The organism is Fibrobacter sp. UBA3718 (genome assembly GCF_002371935.1).
GTDB lineage: Bacteria > Fibrobacterota > Fibrobacteria > Fibrobacterales > Fibrobacteraceae > Fibrobacter.
Genome location: NZ_DFHR01000024.1, coordinates 217191 through 234874 on the forward strand (window position 1 = coordinate 217191; position 17684 = coordinate 234874).

14 protein-coding genes are annotated in these 17684 nt (G+C 55.6%); 8 read left to right on the plus strand and 6 right to left on the minus strand.

Annotation, left to right across the window (positions count from 1 at the left end):
• Positions 1-3: 3 nt before the first annotated feature.
• A complete protein-coding gene (speA, locus tag B4A77_RS11430; protein WP_290731999.1) occupies positions 4-1902 on the minus strand; it encodes a biosynthetic arginine decarboxylase in 1899 nt (632 codons plus the stop codon).
• 14 nt (positions 1903-1916) lie between these two features.
• Positions 1917-3191, minus strand: coding sequence for a saccharopine dehydrogenase family protein (locus B4A77_RS11435; RefSeq protein ID WP_290732002.1), 1275 nt, complete (start codon positions 3189-3191; stop codon positions 1917-1919).
• A 214-nt stretch (positions 3192-3405) separates the two neighbouring features.
• Between B4A77_RS11435 and B4A77_RS11440 the strand changes: the two genes are divergently transcribed.
• Positions 3406-4899: a carbohydrate binding domain-containing protein gene (locus tag B4A77_RS11440; protein ID WP_290740834.1), complete on the plus strand. Its 1494-nt coding sequence runs from the start codon at positions 3406-3408 to the stop codon at positions 4897-4899.
• Positions 4900-5075: 176 nt separating this feature from the next.
• On the opposite strand, the gene rbr is transcribed toward B4A77_RS11440, so the two are convergent.
• Both rbr and B4A77_RS11450 read right to left on the minus strand, forming a co-directional pair.
• Positions 5076-5615 carry a rubrerythrin gene (gene rbr, locus B4A77_RS11445; RefSeq protein WP_173366184.1) on the minus strand — a complete coding sequence of 180 codons (540 nt, stop codon included), beginning with the start codon at positions 5613-5615 and terminating at the stop codon, positions 5076-5078.
• Between the two features lie 145 nt (positions 5616-5760).
• Complete coding sequence (locus B4A77_RS11450) at positions 5761-7836, minus strand: transketolase family protein (protein ID WP_290740836.1); 2076 nt, start codon at positions 7834-7836, stop codon at positions 5761-5763.
• A gap of 147 nt (positions 7837-7983) precedes the next feature.
• Here B4A77_RS11450 and B4A77_RS11455 point away from each other — a divergent pair, with 147 nt between their 5' ends.
• Together B4A77_RS11455 and B4A77_RS11460 are read left to right on the plus strand one after the other, a co-directional pair.
• Positions 7984-10590, plus strand: coding sequence for an NPCBM/NEW2 domain-containing protein (locus B4A77_RS11455; protein ID WP_290740839.1), 2607 nt, complete (start codon positions 7984-7986; stop codon positions 10588-10590).
• Positions 10591-10606: 16 nt separating this feature from the next.
• Entirely contained in the window at positions 10607-11521 is a 915-nt protein-coding gene (locus B4A77_RS11460) for a glycosyltransferase family 2 protein (RefSeq protein ID WP_173382378.1), read from the plus strand.
• Between the two features lie 85 nt (positions 11522-11606).
• On the opposite strand, the gene B4A77_RS11465 is transcribed toward B4A77_RS11460, so the two are convergent.
• Together B4A77_RS11465 and B4A77_RS11470 are read right to left on the minus strand one after the other, a co-directional pair.
• Positions 11607-13145, minus strand: coding sequence for a fibrobacter succinogenes major paralogous domain-containing protein (locus B4A77_RS11465; protein WP_290740842.1), 1539 nt, complete (start codon positions 13143-13145; stop codon positions 11607-11609).
• A 10-nt stretch (positions 13146-13155) separates the two neighbouring features.
• The gene (locus B4A77_RS11470) at positions 13156-14481 is read right to left on the minus strand and encodes a hypothetical protein (RefSeq protein ID WP_290740845.1); all 1326 of its coding nucleotides are present in this window, start codon (positions 14479-14481) and stop codon (positions 13156-13158) included.
• A 189-nt stretch (positions 14482-14670) separates the two neighbouring features.
• Between B4A77_RS11470 and gmk the strand changes: the two genes are divergently transcribed.
• From gmk to rplS, 5 genes are all read left to right on the plus strand, one after another.
• Complete coding sequence (gmk, locus tag B4A77_RS11475; RefSeq protein WP_290740850.1) at positions 14671-15234, plus strand: guanylate kinase; 564 nt, start codon at positions 14671-14673, stop codon at positions 15232-15234.
• A 246-nt stretch (positions 15235-15480) separates the two neighbouring features.
• Positions 15481-15930: a 30S ribosomal protein S16 gene (rpsP, locus tag B4A77_RS11480; protein WP_072808458.1), complete on the plus strand. Its 450-nt coding sequence runs from the start codon at positions 15481-15483 to the stop codon at positions 15928-15930.
• A 74-nt stretch (positions 15931-16004) separates the two neighbouring features.
• Positions 16005-16598 carry a ribosome maturation factor RimM gene (gene rimM / locus B4A77_RS11485; RefSeq protein ID WP_173366192.1) on the plus strand — a complete coding sequence of 198 codons (594 nt, stop codon included), beginning with the start codon at positions 16005-16007 and terminating at the stop codon, positions 16596-16598.
• A complete protein-coding gene (trmD, locus tag B4A77_RS11490) occupies positions 16598-17302 on the plus strand; it encodes a tRNA (guanosine(37)-N1)-methyltransferase TrmD (protein ID WP_173382394.1) in 705 nt (234 codons plus the stop codon). Before rimM ends, trmD begins: the two co-directional genes overlap by 1 nt.
• A gap of 16 nt (positions 17303-17318) precedes the next feature.
• Positions 17319-17666 carry a 50S ribosomal protein L19 gene (rplS, locus tag B4A77_RS11495; protein ID WP_173382384.1) on the plus strand — a complete coding sequence of 116 codons (348 nt, stop codon included), beginning with the start codon at positions 17319-17321 and terminating at the stop codon, positions 17664-17666.
• Positions 17667-17684: the final 18 nt, after the last annotated feature.

Sequence of the window (17684 nt, forward strand, 5' to 3'; positions counted from 1 at the left end):
GGTTTATTCCAGATACGTGTACCCGTAAAGGCCGCCGCGATAGATGTTCAGGAATTCCTTGCCTTCTTGCAGGCTAATCTTCCCTTCCTTCACGGAGCGCGACACCCAGTTTTCCATGGTGCGCACAAGGGCCTTGTCGCTGAAGTTCACGTAATCGAGCACGTCTTCCACAGATTCGCCGTCAATCACCTTGTCGATTTCGTAGCCGCCCTTGTCGTTGCAAACGATATGGACTGCGTTCGTATCGCCAAAGAGGTTGTGCAGGTCACCGAGGATTTCCTGGTAGGCGCCCACGAGGTAGACCGCGATGTAGTACGGTTCGCCATTCTTGAGTTCATGCAGCGGGAGCGTGCGGCTCACATCGCCACCACGGACGAACATGTCGATCTTTCCGTCGGAGTCGCAAGTGACATCCTGGAGGGTGGTTTCTACCGTCGGTTCCTCGTTCAGGCGCTGGATAGGCATGAGCGGGAAAACCTGGTCCACGCCCCAGCTGTCAGGCAGGCTCTGGAACAAACTGAAGTTGCAGAAGTACTTCTGCGCGAGCAGGCGCGGGAGTTCGCTGAGTTCGTAAGGCGGATGGCGCAAGTCCTTCGCCAGCTGGTCCACCTTGCGCACGATGCTCCAGAACAGGCGTTCGCACATGGCGCGCGTCGGCAGGTCGTAATCGCCCACCTTGAAACCGTTCAGAACGTCATCGTTCAGCTGGATGGCATCGTGCCAGCTTTCGAGCAGGTTCTTCGGGGTGAGCCCCTTGTAGATGCCGTACAAATCCTTCAATGCATCGGGAGCGTCGTCGTCAATCTCGTGCGTATTCTCGTCGAAGAACGCCTGGCCGGCGGTTTCCAGCACGTTGAACACCAAAATGGAATGGTGCGCCGCAAGAGCACGGCCCGATTCCGCAATGATGTTCGGGTGCGGCACGTCCCCGTTTTCACAGGCTTCGTACATGGCATACACCACGTCGTTCGCGTATTCCTGGATGGAGTAGTTCACCGAGCTCGCATTGGAACTGCGGGTGCCGTCGTAATCCACACCGAGACCACCGCCCACGTCCACGAATTCAAGGCTCATGCCCATCTTGCGAATCTGCACGTAGAACTGCGAGACTTCGCGCAGGCCCGATTTGATGTGGCGAATGTTGGTAATCTGGCTACCCAAGTGGAAGTGGATGAGCTTCATGCAGTCTTCCATCTTCTCCTGCTTGATGTAGTCCAGCGCTTCTAGCAGTTCGGAACTGTTGAGGCCGAACTTGCTGTGGTATCCGCCAGATTCTTCCCACTTGCCGCTGCCGGAGCTGGCGAGCTTGATGCGGATGCCGATGTTCGGGCGCACGCCGATACGGCGAGAAAGTTCCACCACCAGGTGGAGTTCGTTCATCTTCTCGACGACGATGAAAATCTTCTTGCCCATCTTCTGCGCGAGGAGGGCAAGTTCAATGAAGTCCTCGTCCTTGTAGCCGTTGCAGATAATCAGCGAATCAGGATTGTCCATATTCGCGAGCACCGCATGCAGTTCCGGCTTGGAACCGGCCTCGAGACCGATGTTGTATTTTTTGCCGTGACTGACGATTTCTTCGAGCACGGCGCGTTGCTGGTTCACCTTGATCGGGAAAATGCTGTAGTAGCTCCCGTTGAAACCATATTCCGTGCGGGACTTGTTGAAGCACTCGTTGATCTTCTCGATGCGGCTGTCCAGGATATCCGGGAAGCGAAGCAGCATCGGGGTGGAGACGTCGCGGAGCGAAAGTTCCTGCACCAACTCGTAAAGGTCAATGTCCGGGCCGCCTTCCTTGAGCGGGTGAACCGTTGCGTGGCCCTTCTCGTTGATGTCGAAGAAGTTCACGCCCCAACCCTTGACGTTGTACAAGTCACGGGAATCGTCAATGCGCCATTTTTTCATTGCTCTGAGTCTCTCTAGTCAACGAGAACAGGGTTGAAGTTTTCCTTCCACGGGAGGCCGTACTTGGTGAGGGCTTCCATGAACGGATCCGGGTCGAATTCTTCCACGGTATGTACGCCCGGCTTGTTCCACTTGCCGGTGAGCACCATCATGGCGCCGCACATAGCCGGAACGCCAGTCGTGTAGGCAATCGCCTGGCTGCCCAGTTCCTTGTAGCATTCCTGATGGTCGCAAACGTTGTAGAGGTAGTAGGTCTTCAGCTTGCCGTCCTTGGTGCCCTTGAAAATGCAACCGATGTTCGTCTTGCCCACGGTGCGGGGGCCGAGGCTTGCCGGGTCCGGGAGGAGCGCCTTGAGGAACTGGATAGGCACGATGTCCTGACCCTGGAACTTGATCGGCTGCGTGCTGAGCATGCCCACGTCTTCGAGGCAGCGCATGTGGTCGAGGTAGCTCTGGCCAAACGTCATGAAGAAGCGGATGCGCTTGACGCCCGGGATGTTCTGGGCCAGGGATTCGATTTCTTCGTGGTGCAGCAGATACATGTCCTTCTTGCCCACTTCGTCAAACACGTATTCGCGCTTGATGCTCATGGCCGGGATTTCGACCCAGTGGCCCTTGCCGTTTTCGTCGGTGTCCCAGTAGCTACCCGGAGCAGAAACTTCGCGCAGGTTGATTTCGGGGTTAAAGTTGGTGGCAAACTTGTAGCCGTGATCGCCGCCGTTGCAGTCGAGGATGTCGATTTCTTCGATGGTATCGAACTGGTGCTTGAGGGCGTAGGCGCAGTAGGCCTGGGAAACACCTGGGTCAAAGCCGGAACCGAGCAGCGCCGTGAGGCCGGCCTTTTCAAACTTTTCCTTGTAAGCCCACTGCCAGCTGTAGTCGAAGTAGGCGCTGAAGCCCTGTTCCTTGCAGCGCTTGTCGTAGACCTTGCGCCATTCCGGATCGTCGATGTTTTCGGGCTCGTAGTTCGCCGTATCCATGTAGTTCACGCCGCATTCGAGGCAGGCGTCCATGATGGCGAGGTCCTGGTACGGGAGCGCGATGTTCATCACCAGGTCGGGCTTGTATTCCTTGATGAGCTTAGAGACATTTTCGGCCTTGTCTGCATCCACGGCGGCAGTCGTGATGACCGTCTTCGTGTTCGGGCGCAGTTCCTGTGCCAGCTTCTCGCAGTTTTCGCGGTGGCGGCTAGCGATGCAGATTTCGCTGAACACTTCGCTTGCCGTGCAGCACTTCTTGATAGCAACCGTGGCGACAGCGCCACAACCGATAATCAATGCTCTTGCCATTTTTTGTTTATTCCTCACGTTAAGAGTTAATCCATCGGGATGGCGATCCCGGTGGTGAATGTTAGCTTGATAAATTTAGGAAAAACAAATGTTTCCCGAAACGGTTTTCTGCCCATAACCATGAAAAAAGCGGCTTTATCCCCCAATAAGCAACAAGATGCTTGATGGAATCGGAAGCGAATACTAAATTAATCATAAACTAATCGGAGGTTTCATGAACAAAGAAGTCCTATTTACACTGTGCGCGGCTGCCGCCATGGCATCTGCGCAGACAACCGCCAACATCGACGATTTCGAAGATGGAAACGGGCTCGCAAGCACCGGGGGCAAGAACGACGCCTGGTACGCTTTCAACGACAAAAACGACAAGGGAGCTTCGTCCTACACGAACACGGAAGACGAATTTGGCCTTGTCGTCGTTTTGCCGGAAGCTGCCGCAGGCGGTTCAAAATTCGGAGCTGGCTTGACCGGCATCAAACTTGTCAAGGGCGACAACCCCTACGACCCCTACGTAACGCTCGGTTTGAACGTCGCGGGGGGCCTTTCCGGCTGTACCGCAATTTCGTATAAGTATAAGGGGGCGGGCCACAATCTGAAGGCCGTGATGGACGGCGACGAAAAAGGCGGATTGACTGATTACAACAGGCACTCGAAAGCCATGGCGGGCAGCGCAAGCTGGAGCACGGCATCTGTCCCCGTATCGTCGCTCACCCAGGAAGATGGCTGGGGAACCACGATCCCCCTGAAAATGGCGAACGTCGTGCAGCTGGCCTGGGAAATCAAGGGCGAAGCGACAGCCGACTATCTCTACATCGACGATGTGAACTGCGCCGGCTACGTCGGTGGCGGCAGCACCACACCCGACGTCCCGAAGTCTGCCGTTGTCATCGATGACTTCGACGACGGCAACACCACAGCCGAAAAACTCGGAAAGACCGCCTACTGGTACCTGTACAAGGCCGGCGGATCCTTCACCAACACTCAGGACGCAAACCAGTCCTGGGATATGATTGTAAAGGAAGGCACCAACTCCTATATCGAGATGAAGGGCATTTCTGGCATTACACCGGGCGACACGGCTTACCCGTCCGTTGGCATGGAAGTCGCCTTCGATGCCGGAACACTTGCCAACTGCACCGCCATCCAATATGACTACAAGGGTTCCGGACACCACATGCGCAGTTCCGTGACAGGAGTCAAGGCCGACAACGGATACGAGCACGTAGCAACCGACCAGAGTGCCGCTGCCGCCTGGAAGACGGTGACCGTTTCCACCATGGCCCAGCCTGAATGGGTTGCAGATGTCGCCCCGACAAGCATTGTAGCCTTCTCCTGGGCCAAGGTTTCAAAGTTGACCTGGGTGGTCGATGAGAAACTTACCGCAGCGAATCTCGGGACCTCCCTGGCAATCGACAACGTGAAATGTGTCGGGACCTTGCCTGCCCAAGCTATCCAGGCCATTCCCGCTGTCGCAAGCGCGAGCTTCAAGGCCTCCCTCCAGGGCAATACCTTGCAGGTCGCTGTTGCCAAGGCCGGCGTCGTAAAGGTCCAGGTTGTCGACATGATGGGCGTCACTATCGAAAGCCACAGCGAAATGGTCGCCGCAGGCAACTTCGCCCATACATTCAAGGCAATGCCTAGCGGTCGCTACGTGGTCCGTGTGCAGCAGGGTTCGACGGTCAAGCTCCTGAACATGCAGGTCAAGTAAACCGCACAGCCGCGCCAAACGCAGTCAAGGATATCAAACAAATTAAAAGCCCCGGTTCGTTTAGAACCGAGGCTTTCTAGTTTTTGAAAGGGATTCGATTAGCAATTTGCGCAGAGCGCATTACTTTTCGCCTCAGCCATAAAGACATGCCAGCATGTCTTTGCGGCATTCGGCTCTTAGTAATTTTCAGCAGTGACTTCGAAGAAGGACTGCGGGTGGGCGCACACCGGGCATGCGGCCGGAGCCTTGGTGCCGACGACGATGTGGCCGCAGTTGCGACATTCCCAAACCTTGACTTCGCTCTTCTCGAACACGGCGGCGGTTTCCACGTTCTTGAGGAGGGCACGGTAGCGCTCTTCGTGGCGCTTTTCGATGGCGGCGACCATGCGGAACTTGTTGGCGAGAGCCTTAAAGCCTTCGGCCTCGGCGGTCTTCGCGAAGTCCTCGTACATGTCGGTCCATTCGTAGTTCTCGCCATCGGCGGCAGCCTTCAGGTTTTCGGCGGTATCGCCGATGCCTTCCAGTTCCTTGAACCACATCTTGGCGTGTTCCTTCTCGTTGTCGGCAGTCTTGAGGAAGAGTTCAGCAATCTGCTCGAAGCCATCCTTCTTAGCACGGCTGGCGAAGTAGGTGTACTTGTTGCGGGCCTGGGATTCACCTGCGAAGGCGGCCTGGAGGTTCTTTTCGGTCTGGGTTCCGGCGTACTTGTTTGCCATATTGTATCCTTTTGTGAATTGTGTCTCTACATCGTAATATAGATTATTGGATTGTCCGAGAACGCCAACACACAAAAAGCGACCGGTTTTATCCGGTCGCAATGGATTTAGAATATCCAGGGTTCGAGCCCTAGGCAATTTCTAACTAGGCGTTCGCCTTCTTGAAGTCGGCGACGTTCTGCGCGAACTCGGCGAGATATTCCTTGGCCTTCGCGGCAACGGCCTCGGGCACGTAGCCGAATTCCTTCTCGAGCACGCCAGCCGGAGCGGAAGCGCCGAAGCGTTCCAGACCGCAGGCCTTGCCAAAGCCACCAACCACGCGGTCGAAGAGAACCGGGAGGCCACTGGAGAGAGCGAACACCGGAGTCCACGGCACAATCACCTGGTCGCGGTAAGCTTTTTCCTGCTTGAGGAAGAGAGCCGGGCTAATCATGGAGACCACACGCACGGCCTTGCCTTCGGCACGGAGGAGTTCGGCGGCCTGGTGTTCCAGCAGCACGTCGGAACCGTTCGCCACAAGCGTGAGGTCCGGATTCTTTCCCGCTGCGGTATTGTCGCTCACGATGTAGGCGCCCTTGCGGCAAGCCTTCGCGGCTTCGTAGCGGTTTTCGCCGGGGAGCGTGTTTACCACCTGGCGGGTAAGGATAAGAGCCGTCGGGCTGTCGTTGTTCTCGAAAGCCATTTCCCAGGCGGCGAGAGTCTCGAAAGCGTCTGCCGGACGGAGCACGAGCATTTCGGCCTTGCCGTTTTCCTTCGTGAGGTCTTCGAGCAGGCGGATCTGCGTCTCGTGTTCGATGGGCTGGTGCGTCGGGCCGTCTTCGCCCACGCGGAAGCTATCGTGCGTGAACACATACTTGACAGGCAGGCCCATGAGGGCGGCCATGCGGATAGCGGGCTTCATGAAGTCGCTGAACACGAAGAACGTGGCGCAAATCGGGAAGAGTCCCTTCTGCAAAGCGATACCGTTCATGATGGCGCCCATCGTGAGTTCTGCAACGCCCACCTGCACGAACGCGCCCTTGAAGTCGTTCGGGCGGAAGATGCCCGTCTTGTTGAGGAACGCCTGCGTGTTGTCGGAGTTGGAGAGGTCGGCGGAACTGCAAATGATGTTGTGAAAGTTTTCGGCGAGGTAGCCGAGAACCGTACCGCTCGTGACGCGGGTAGCGACACCTTCCTTGATGGGGAGGTTCGAAAGGTTGAGCACCGGAGCCTTGCCGGAGAGCCATTCATTGAGGGTCGCGGACTTCTCGGCATTCGCCTTGTCCCAGTCGGCCTTGGCCTTCTTCCATTCGGCGACAACCTTGCGGAGTTCGTTCGCACGAGCCTCGAAGCCCGCCTTCACGTCGTCGAACACCTGGAACGGGTCGTCCGGGTTACCGCCGAGGTTCTTGACCGTCGCGGTTGTGGAAGCACCGGCAGCGTTGAGCGGCTGCCCGTGCGTAGAAACTTCGCCTTCGTAGCTCTTGCCATCTTCGGCAACGGCGCCCTTCGCCATCGTGGTGTGGCCGTACACGAGCGTCGGCTTTTCCTTCTCGGCCCAGGCTTCCTTGAAAGCCTTGCGCAGTTCGGCAATGTTGGAACCATCGCATTCGATAACGCGGAAACCCCATGCCTTGTACTGGCCGACGAAGTCGTGGCTCATCACGTCTTCGGTCTTGCAGCTGAGCTGCACCTGGTTCGCGTCGTAGAAGAAGATGAGGTTCGAAAGCTTGAGGTGGCCCGCGATGCGGCCCACGCCGTAGGCAATTTCTTCTTCGAGGCCGCCGTCAGAAACAAGGCAGACAGTCTTGTGCTCGAGGATGGAGCCGAAGCGTTCCACCATGAAGCGTTCGGCGATGGCGGCGCCAAGTGCGATGCCGTGGCCGATGCCGAGCGGGCCCGAGGAGTTCTCGATGCCGAGCATCACGTCAAGTTCGGGGTGGCCGGGAGTGCGGCTGCCGAGCTGGCGGAAGTTCTTCACGTCGTCGAGCGTGAGGCGGCCGGTGAGCACGAGCTCGGAGTACAGGAGCGGGCTCATGTGGCCCGGGTCCATGAAGAAGCGGTCACGGCCCATCCATTCCGGATCGTCCGGGTCGTAGCGCAAGAATTCCGCAAACAAAAGCGTCGTTGCGTCGGCGGCGCCCATCGCGCCACCCGGATGCCCGGACTTCGCCTTCTGCACCATCGCGGCAGAAAGGATTCGGACGTTGTCGGCTGCTTTCGTAACTAGGGAGTCTTGCACGGTAAAACCTCTTGGGTGTTGATTTTTACGCGCCAAATGTAGTTTTTTTTACGCTTTCTCTCAAGGCTTGATGCCCCCGTTAAAGCTCGATAACATAAAAAGTTATATTTTGCAAGCAACCAAGAAAAAAGCATTATGGCTTCCAACATGAAGATTAAAGACTCTATTCTATTGACACTCAAGAACTTACTGCACCCAGCAGGCCTTATCGGCCTGGTTATAGCCCTCATCATTCCGGCCCTTATCTGGTTTCTCGGTCGCCCCAGCGGCGGACACAAGGAAATCATCCGCCAGCTCGACCTGAACCTCCCCCTCCCGCTGTTCCTGTTCCAGTTCGCGGCCGCCATCATCCTGTTCGCGTTCCTGAACAAGGATTTCCGCGAATGGTTCAAGAGTATCCTCCCGCCAAAACCTTTCAGCATCCTCGCCATAGCGGTGGCCATCGGCATCGCCGTCTTCGCGGGTACCCAGATAGAAGCCCGCCACCGCGTCCAAAGCGACGAAAGCGTGTTCATGTCGGTCGCCCAGAACATGTACTACAACCACGAATCGGGCACCTGCAACCAGGGCGTTTTCGAAGACGGCAACCTCAAGTGCTTAGCCACGTCGAACAGCTTCAAGACGAAGGGGCTCGCCTTCCTCTACTACCTCGGCATGCACGTGTTCGGCACCGACCTGCACTGGATTTTCAACGCCGAGCTCCTGATGCTTCCGCTCAGTTTCCTCTTGATGTTCCTCGCGATTGTCGCCTGGACGCGCCAGCCCCTGCTCGCCTTCCTCGCAGCCCTACTCATGGCACTGCAGCCCACCGTGCTCTTCCAGTTCCGCGCCATGTCGGTGGAACCGCTCTACATTTTCCTCTCCGCGCTCTCGCTATTCATTTTCAAGTGGGCCTACGACCGCAACACCGTAATGCACTGGGCGCTCCTCGCCCTCAGCCTCGCATTCTTCGCGCAGACCCGCCAGGAAACCGCATTCTGCCTGCTTTCCTTCATATTCTTCGCCTTCCCGAAAATCCTCGACAAAAAAGACTTCAAGGCGCCCACGTTCTTCGTGACGCTCTCGCTGTTCTCGGTACCTGCACTGCTTACCATCAGCTACTTCCAGGGATTCGGATTCCAGGGCGGCGAATTCGAAGCCCACGGACATTTCCTCGAAGACCTGAAACGCAACTGGATCGAGATGACCCGCCCCCTCAAGGAAAACGGCGAACTCGAGAACCCGTTCCTCACCTACTTCAACTACCTGTTCGCCATCGGCGGAGTCTACCTGCTGTTCCGCGCTATCTACGACGCCACAAAGGGCAGCCGGTTCTACCTGTGGACGCTCGTGTTCCTTCTGCTCTATCACGTGCAGACCTACATGATTCTCGAGAACGTCTCGGGAGACTTTAGCATCCAGATTAACCAGCGCTACAGCCTAGTGATGCTGCCCAGCATGGCGTTTGTCGCAGCACTCCCCATCGCGCACGCCATCGAGTACTTCGCCTTGTCCGCAAGCAAGAAAGAGGCAAAGCCGCTCGCATTCGCAGGCATGGTCATCGCCACCATCATCCTCAGCGCATGGACATTCCACTACAAGGAAGACTTCAACAAGAACATCATGTATAACCACAACCACCTGACCACCGAGGAATACGGAATCCTCGGCTGGCTCAAGGAGCTGCCCCAAAAGGACCGCTACTTCATTTACGGTCGTCCCTGGCATTTTGTGGGATACGGGATTTCTTCCATCCACTATGACAGGGCGCGCCAGATGTCGACGGAACAGCTGAATGAGCTTGTCGACAAGTACAAGGGCGAAGTCTACTACATCCGCGGTCTCGACTGCTGGGACAGCCAGACCTACCACAAGAAGGCGGTAGAGCACCGTATTCCAACCACCTGCGATGTGTTCGAACGCGAAATGGACCTCGTGGGCGTGAAGAACATCCTGATTACCAACAGCTACTGGGTGCAAATCGCGAAGTTCAACGGTCGCAAGCAATACAACCCCACGAACATCATCCAGGTTTCTGAACCCACGAGGGGCAAGGTCACAGCAGCAAACGACAGCGCCGCCGTAACTGCAAGCGAGAGTGCCTCGGAAAATCCAAGCGAATCCCCGCTGCTCCTGAATTACAAGCTCAAGGAACAGGCAGAAGCGACCCGGAACTGGGCACTCCGGATTACGCTTGACAAGTTCCTGCTGAAAGATACAGTCTACGCCCCCGGAGAATACAACGTTCTGGTGGGTTATGACAAATTGCAGCCCGGTTACAACACCATCCGCTACATCGTCACGGACACGGAAAAGCGCACGAAGCTTGCCGATGTTTCAAAATACTACTTCAACGATGCCGGGGGGACAACTCGCCTTCCGCAGTCGATACTCGTCGAGCACCGCCAGGACTGGGGCAAACTCCACTGGGGCAAGAGCATCGAGAACCACGACATGATTCTCGACGGCAAGCACTTCGCCGAAGGATTCTCGACTCACGCCGCCTCGGAAACATCGTTCAATCTCGAAGGCAAGTACCGCGCGTTCCGCACATCGTTCGGGCTCGACGACGAAAGCCTCTGCAGCGAGGGCGTTTCGGTACAAATCATCGGCGACGGGAACGTGCTTGCCACGAGCCCCGTATTTCAGAACGGAATCATCCACACGCTATCAGCAAACACCGAGGGAGTCCAGAAACTCACCCTCAAGACTATACCCAAGGGGAGCATCGACTGCAGCCACGTGGACTTCGTCCATCCCGTCCTGATTCCTTAATTACTATTATTTAGCCATGCTTTTATCTGTCATCATTCCCGTCTTTAACGAAGAAGAAATCGTTGCCGAAACCTACCGCGTTCTCGAAGAAGAACTCAAGGATATCGAACACGAACTCATTTTCGTGAACGACGGTTCGAAGGACAAGACGCGCGAAATTGTCGAGGGACTGCTTCCGGGCAATCCGAATAACAAGATTATCAACTTCAGCCGCAATTTCGGGCACCAGGCCGCCTTCAGCGCGGGGCTCGACCATGCAATCGGCGATGCGGTGGTGATTATCGACGGCGACCTGCAGGACCCGCCAAGCCTCATCCACGAAATGCTCGCAAAGTGGCGCGAGGGCTACCAGGTCGTCTACGCGCAGAGGAACAAGCGCAAGGGCGAAACCATCTTCAAGCGTTTTACCGCGTTCTGCTTCTACCGTATCATCGGCAAGCTCACAAGCATCGAAATTCCGCCCGATACCGGTGACTTCCGCCTCATGGACCGCTGCGTGGTGGACCAGCTCAAGAACTTGCCGGAACGTAGCCGCTTCTTGCGCGGGCTTGTCTGTTGGGTTGGCTTCAAAAAGATTGGCGTCAAGTATGACCGTGCCGAACGCACTGCGGGCAAGTCCAAGTACCCGCTCAAGAAGATGCTGCACCTCGCCTTCGACGGCATTACCGGATTCAGTTCCGCCCCGCTCAAGGTCAGTTTCTACATGGGACTTTTTGCAACCGTTGTCGGTTTCGGCGTATTCGTATGGTCCATCCTCGAAAAGATTCTCTCCCCGGCAACGACCGTTCCCGGCTGGGCATCGCTCATGACCGCCATCGTGTTCTTTGCGGGCGTGCAACTCATGTCAATCGGGATTCTCGGGGAATACATCGGCCGCATCTACGACGAAGTCAAGCAGCGTCCGCTATACATCGAGGACAAGAAAAACTAGGGAGGGCAACGCCCTCCCTAAGACCCTCCCTACACTCGATACCAGTATCTTCGTGGGCACCTTCGGTGCTTATGAAGTTTCTTTCCTAATCCTTCAAGCAGCGGACGGAGAAACCTAAGCCCTTGTAATTATTACCATCGAATTCGGATACTTTGTTGTCATCCTTCAAGTACGGGCGGTACGCTTGAGTATGATCTTCATCATCAACCTGGGTAGAGCTCCAGAATATTGCATAAGCCCCTTCGTCTTTAAAATAATTATCGGGCAGAGAAGCAACATCGCCTTGTTCAGCATACCCCCCAGGCAAAGCGGTGAAGTCATAATCATCGGTGCCGTTTCCACCATTGCTCCAGCCTTCCGTTGACTTGAGTTTCTTCGCATCTCTATCGGCATGTTCAAGCAAGGTTTGCCATTCATCATTTGAAGGCAGATGCCAGCCTTCGGGGCAAATTCCCCGAGCCCGTTCAGATATATCACAATTTTTACCATCACCACATTTATCTTCCGTGCTCCCCATAGCGGTAGCCCATGTATAAAGGCGGCCGTACTTGTTACAATTGGCTGAATTGTTTCCGTAGCATGAACCAATCGTATCCTTATCCGATGGCCCTTTATAGTTCAAGTTCTGCGCCATCCAGGTCTGGTCGCCAATCTTGACCATCCTGTACGTCTTGCCATCGCGGTTATCAACGAAGTAATTTTCATCCAAAATGCAGCGGACGGAAAGAGCATAGTAATAGTCTCCAGTCACATTATATTTGGACATCGATGCAGAATCGGCACTATTCTCCAATTTTAAACCATACGCGGAGTTAGATCCGGATTCTGTTGCAGTTGCACTCCAGAAATGGGCCGCGCCTTCTAAACCAAAGTATCGTTCCCCACCTTCACCCCAATAATTACTCCAATAGCCAGCAGGCAGTGCCGAAAAGCCATACAAATCCGTTCCATTACCATTTTTTTTCCAGCCGGAGGTCGTCTTGAGAGCCTTGCCCGCTTGATTCGCACCACCCACAGATGAAACCAACTGTTCCCATTCTTCTTTACTTGGCAAGCTCCAACCTTCGGGACAAAGATTTTTTGTATCCTCCCACACGTAAAGGCGACCGTATATTTCACAATTATGAGTGTCCCCGCCATAGCAAAAACTATTGGCCTTTTGCCAGGCCATATTTTCCGCCATCCAGGTCCGGTTACCGATTTCTACCGTCCTGTACGAAAAAGCAGGAGTCCGTGGGTCGGTCATTTTTCCATAGCTTATTCCTGAAGGAGGAACGTAGCTGGAAGACGATTCCGCAGAACTGCTACTCGACTTCACCGAACTGCTTGAACGCACTGAGCTGCTGCTCGAAGCAATGGAACTACTGCTCTGCTCTGCCTGCGATGAAGATGTCGCAATGACTGATGAGGACGACTGGATATCACCGCTCGATGTCGGAACAGAAGATGACGACGGATTATCAACATCCGAAGACGAAGGCAACGGATCATCGTCTCCCGACGACGAAGAATAATCAACATCGTCCACATACTCAAGCGCCCCGAAGTTGTTGTCGAACTCTTCCTGGTAGTTGCTGCAAGCCGCAAAGAGGAAAGCGAGGATGAGCGCAAAAATCTTTTTCATAGTTTCCTCCCTAGAATGCGATGCTCAGCCCGAGGCCGATTCCACCCACAATAGCGATGCCGATACCCGCAGTGCGGAATTTCTGGTACTTGCCGATGTCGTCATGTCGCTTATTGAATTCTTCGCGCGAAGCCGGTTTCTTTTCACTTTCGGTTTTGGCCTTGTTGTTGTAAACCACAGCAAGCGTCGTGCCCGCAACGAGCATCGCCGCCGAAATACCGATAAGCACCCAGTGCGTGTCTCCCGACTTTTCCGCTTCGGGAATGCCGGTATCGACCTTGTCGCCCGCCTGCGGGGCAGCTTCCGCTACCGGGGCAGCATTTGTTTCCGTTCCCGAGGCGGTCACCACCTCGGATGCAACCGTCTTCGTGTTCATCTTGGGCATCGCCTTGATGGCCGTAGAATCGCGACCCCAAATCCAGCGGCCCACGAGGTCGTTGCTCGCCTTCTCGAACTCCACGCGGCCCTTGTAGGTGGCCATCTCGCCGTCGCGCCCCTTCGGGAAGTTCACCGACTTGTCCTTCATGTCCACCAGCAGGTGTGCGTTCTCCTTGCCCGAAGGAATCTGCGTCACGTTGAAGAGTTCGGCGCCGCTCAGGTAGTACGCGCCCGCCACCGGCCTGTTCAGGTCCAGGTAGAGCGAGAGGTCGCTCGTATCGAGCACCACCTTCAGGTTCGTCTTCGTATGCAAAAGCGAGTCGTTCATGTGGTCGAGTGCCTGCACAAAGAGCGGTGCAAACTCGTCGCCCGACTTACGCAGCACAATGTCACCGCACTTCGAGAGCCAGAGTTCGGTAAAATGCTTCTGCTGGTCCATACGGCGTTCGTCGTAGCGCAGCTTGAAGTTGTAAGATGCATCGAAAGCGCCCGCATGCGAGAGCGGTTCCAGGTCCACGCCGCCCTCGATTTTCAGGAGGTTCTCCTTGCTCGCGATAATGCGGGAAAAAGCGTCGGTACAGGCGTCAATCTGCTGCGTGCGCTGTTCCAGGTCGTTCGCCATGGTCACCACGCCCAGGCGCAGTTCGCCGGTCACTTCCATGTAGCGCGATTCGAATTCGGGGAGTTCCACGGCATAAAAGTGTCCACACTCCTCGTCGAGCACGTCGTTTATAGAAACCATGCTACACCGGTCGTTCATCTTCGCAATGCGGTTCGCACGGCTGATTAAGGAATCAAGTTCGGGGTTATCGCTCCCGATGCCCGCCTTCAACTGCTGCAAGTCGGCCTGTATCGCCTGGAACTCGGAGGCGTCCTTCACAAAGATAGATACAGTCGGGTCGGCAAAGGCCATGCCTGCAAGGCACGCCAAGACAACAGCAATAAAACTAGATTTCATAGAATCTCCTAATCCCTTTCGCCAAGTGAATATAAATATAACAATCGCAAAACTTTTTTTTAACAACATCGCGGAGCACTTGCGTCATATCACATCCTCGGCTTTCATTTATTTGAGCAAAATCAAATTCGCGGAGCCCCTTTTGTCAAAAATCACACCCGCGGGCCCGATTTTACTAAATTTCACACCATGAAGAACAAACTTTTCGTGATGAGTGCCGCAAGCGGCGCAGGCAAGACCACCCTCAAGGACAAGGTCATTGGCGAATTCCCGGACATCGTGTATTCCATCTCGGCCACCACCCGCAAGCCCCGCGAGGGCGAAGTCGACGGCGTGCACTACTTCTTCAAGACAAAGGAAGAGTTCGAACAGATGATCAAGGATGATGCGCTGGTGGAATACAACCTGGTGCACGGCAACTACTACGGCACGCCCAAGTTCTTCGTGGAAGACATGCTCAAGCAGGGCAAGCGCGTCCTGTTCGACATCGACGTGTTCGGCAAGGTGAACTTCGACAAGGTCTACCCCGACGCGACCGGCATCCTCATCCTCCCCCCGAGCGAAGAGGAACTCGAACGCAGGCTCCGCGGCCGCGGCACCGACTCGGAAGAAGTCATCCAGACCCGCCTCCACAATGCGAAAAAAGAGATGGAATTTGCGAAAACGCAGGGAAAATACGAATATACCATCGTGAACGACGACCTCGAGAAGGCCGCAAATGAGCTCCGAGCTATATTAAAAGGCGAGAAGTAAAGCTGGAAAAGGCTTCCCGGCCTGGATTCTTCGACTACGTTGCGCTCCGCTCAGGATGACACGCAGCGCATTAAATTTTGGCGATTTTGAAGAAATTTCGCCATTTTTTGCATTTTAGACAGTTAATTTATATGTAAAGAACGGAATTTTTTACATTTCCGTCCTTTACACACAAAAGTTTTATTTCTATATTGCCCCGGCAAAAACAATAACCCCGCATTGCGGGAAGCCCAAAAAGAGGTTAAAATGGCAACTGTTATCCGTCTCGCCCGCTTCGGCAAGCGTCACAACCCCATCTACCGTGCCATCGTCATCGACAACCGCAAGGCTCGCGACGATAGCTTTATCGAACAGGTCGGTTTCTACAACCCGAACCTCAAGAAGGCCGAAATCCGCTTCGACCAGGAAAAGATCCTCAAGTGGCTCTCCGTCGGCGCCCAGCCGTCCGACACCGTCCGCAACCTCCTGAAGCAGGTCGGCATCCTCGACCTGTTCCACGAGATCAAGGCCGGCCGTTCCATCGAAGGCAAGACCGCCAATCCGCGTCCGGAAAAGAAGAAGGCCGTGAAGCTCGGCCCCAAGGCCCTCGCCAAGATCGAAGCCGAAAAGGCCGCCAAGGAAGCTGCCGCTGCTGAAGCTGCCGCTGCCGCCGAAGCCCCGGCTGAAGCTGCTGCCGAGGCTCCTGCCGAAGCATAATCATGCTTTTCTAAAGAGTCCTGTGCCCCGCGCACGGGACTTTTTTTGTCTAATTAGTCACTAGTCGTTAGCCAATGTCTGATTCCGAAGCCTACATCACCGTCTGCCAGCTCATGCGCACGCATGGCGTGAAGGGTTACATCAAGGCGATGCCCCTCACCCACGACATTACGCGCCACAAGAGCCTCAAGGACGTGCGCCTCAAAAAGACGAACGGCGAGGAACTGGACCTGCGTATCGAGGATTCCAAGCAGGCGAACGACATCTGGCTTTTGAAGTTCGAAGGCTACGACACGCCCGAATCGATCGCGCACTTCGTGAACGGCGACGTGATGATTCCGGAATCGGAGAGGCTCCCCGCCCCCGAAGGCGAGTACTACATCGACGACCTGGAAGGTTTCCGCGTCCATACGGAAGACGGCAAGGACATCGGCGAAGTGCTCGAGGTGCAGGAACTCCCGACGGTCAACGCGTTCCACATCAGGTTCGACGACGCGTTCCAGTCCGAATTCAGCAGCAAGTCCATCCTCGCCCCGTGGATAGACGACTGCGTGCTCGATATCGACGAGGACGGAGAGTTCATCGTGTGCGACGCAGCCTACCTGAAGGCGCTCTGCCCCGAGGACCACTCCTCGGAAGCGCTGCCCGAGAACAGCGGGGAGGCATGATGGTCATCGACTGCATCACCATATTCCCCGAGATGTTCGCCCCGATGAAGCAATCCATCATGGGGCGTGCACAGGCGAAGGGCCTCATGGAATTCAACACGGTCTACCTCCGCGACTTCGCGATAAACGACTACGGCCAGGTGGACGACGTGCCCTACGGGGGCGAACCGGGCATGGTGCTCCGCCCCGAACCGCTCGCCGCAGCCATCCGCAGCACGGGCGTAAAGCAGGACGGAGGCAAGGTCATCTACCTCACGGCAGACGGCGTGCCCTTCACGCACAAGATTGCAGAGGAACTCTCACACGAGACCCACCTGGTGCTCGTGTGCGGGCACTACAAGGGCATCGACGACCGCATCCGCCAGACCGAGGTCGACATGGAGATTTCCATAGGCGATTTCGTGGTCAGCGGGGGCGAACTGCCCGCAATGCTTTTGACCGATGCCGTGGTGAGGCTCATCGACGGAGCGCTCGGGAACCGCGAGAGCGGCGACACCGACTCCTTCGCGCAGGGCGTACTGGGATGGCCGGTCTACACCCGCCCCGAGGTTTTCGAGGGAAAAAAGGTGCCCGAAGTGCTGCTTTCGGGCCATCACAAGAACATTTCGGAGTGGCGGAGGCAGGAATCCTTGAAAAGAACGCAAGAAAGACGCCCCGACATCCTTGAAAAAATCAAATTAAATGCTAAATTTGGCGACAAATAATTAAGAGGTACACATTATGTCCCTGAACATCGAAGCAATCCACAACGAAAACGTGAAGTCCGATATTCCGGCTTTCCGCGCCGGCGACACCGTTACCGTGAACGTCAAGGTCATTGAAGGCACCAAGGAACGTATCCAGCCGTTCAAGGGTGTCGTGATCCAGCACAAGAACTCCGGCATTTCCAAGACGATCACCGTCCGCAAGATGTCCGGCTCCGTGGCCGTCGAACGCATCTTCCCGGTCAACAGCCCCCGCATCGACTCCATCGTTCTCGACCGCGCCGGCAAGGTCCGCCAGTCCCGCATCTACTACATGCGCAACCTCCGCGGTAAGGCAGCTCGTATCGAAGAACGCGAGGCCTAATTAGGCTTCAAGGGGTAG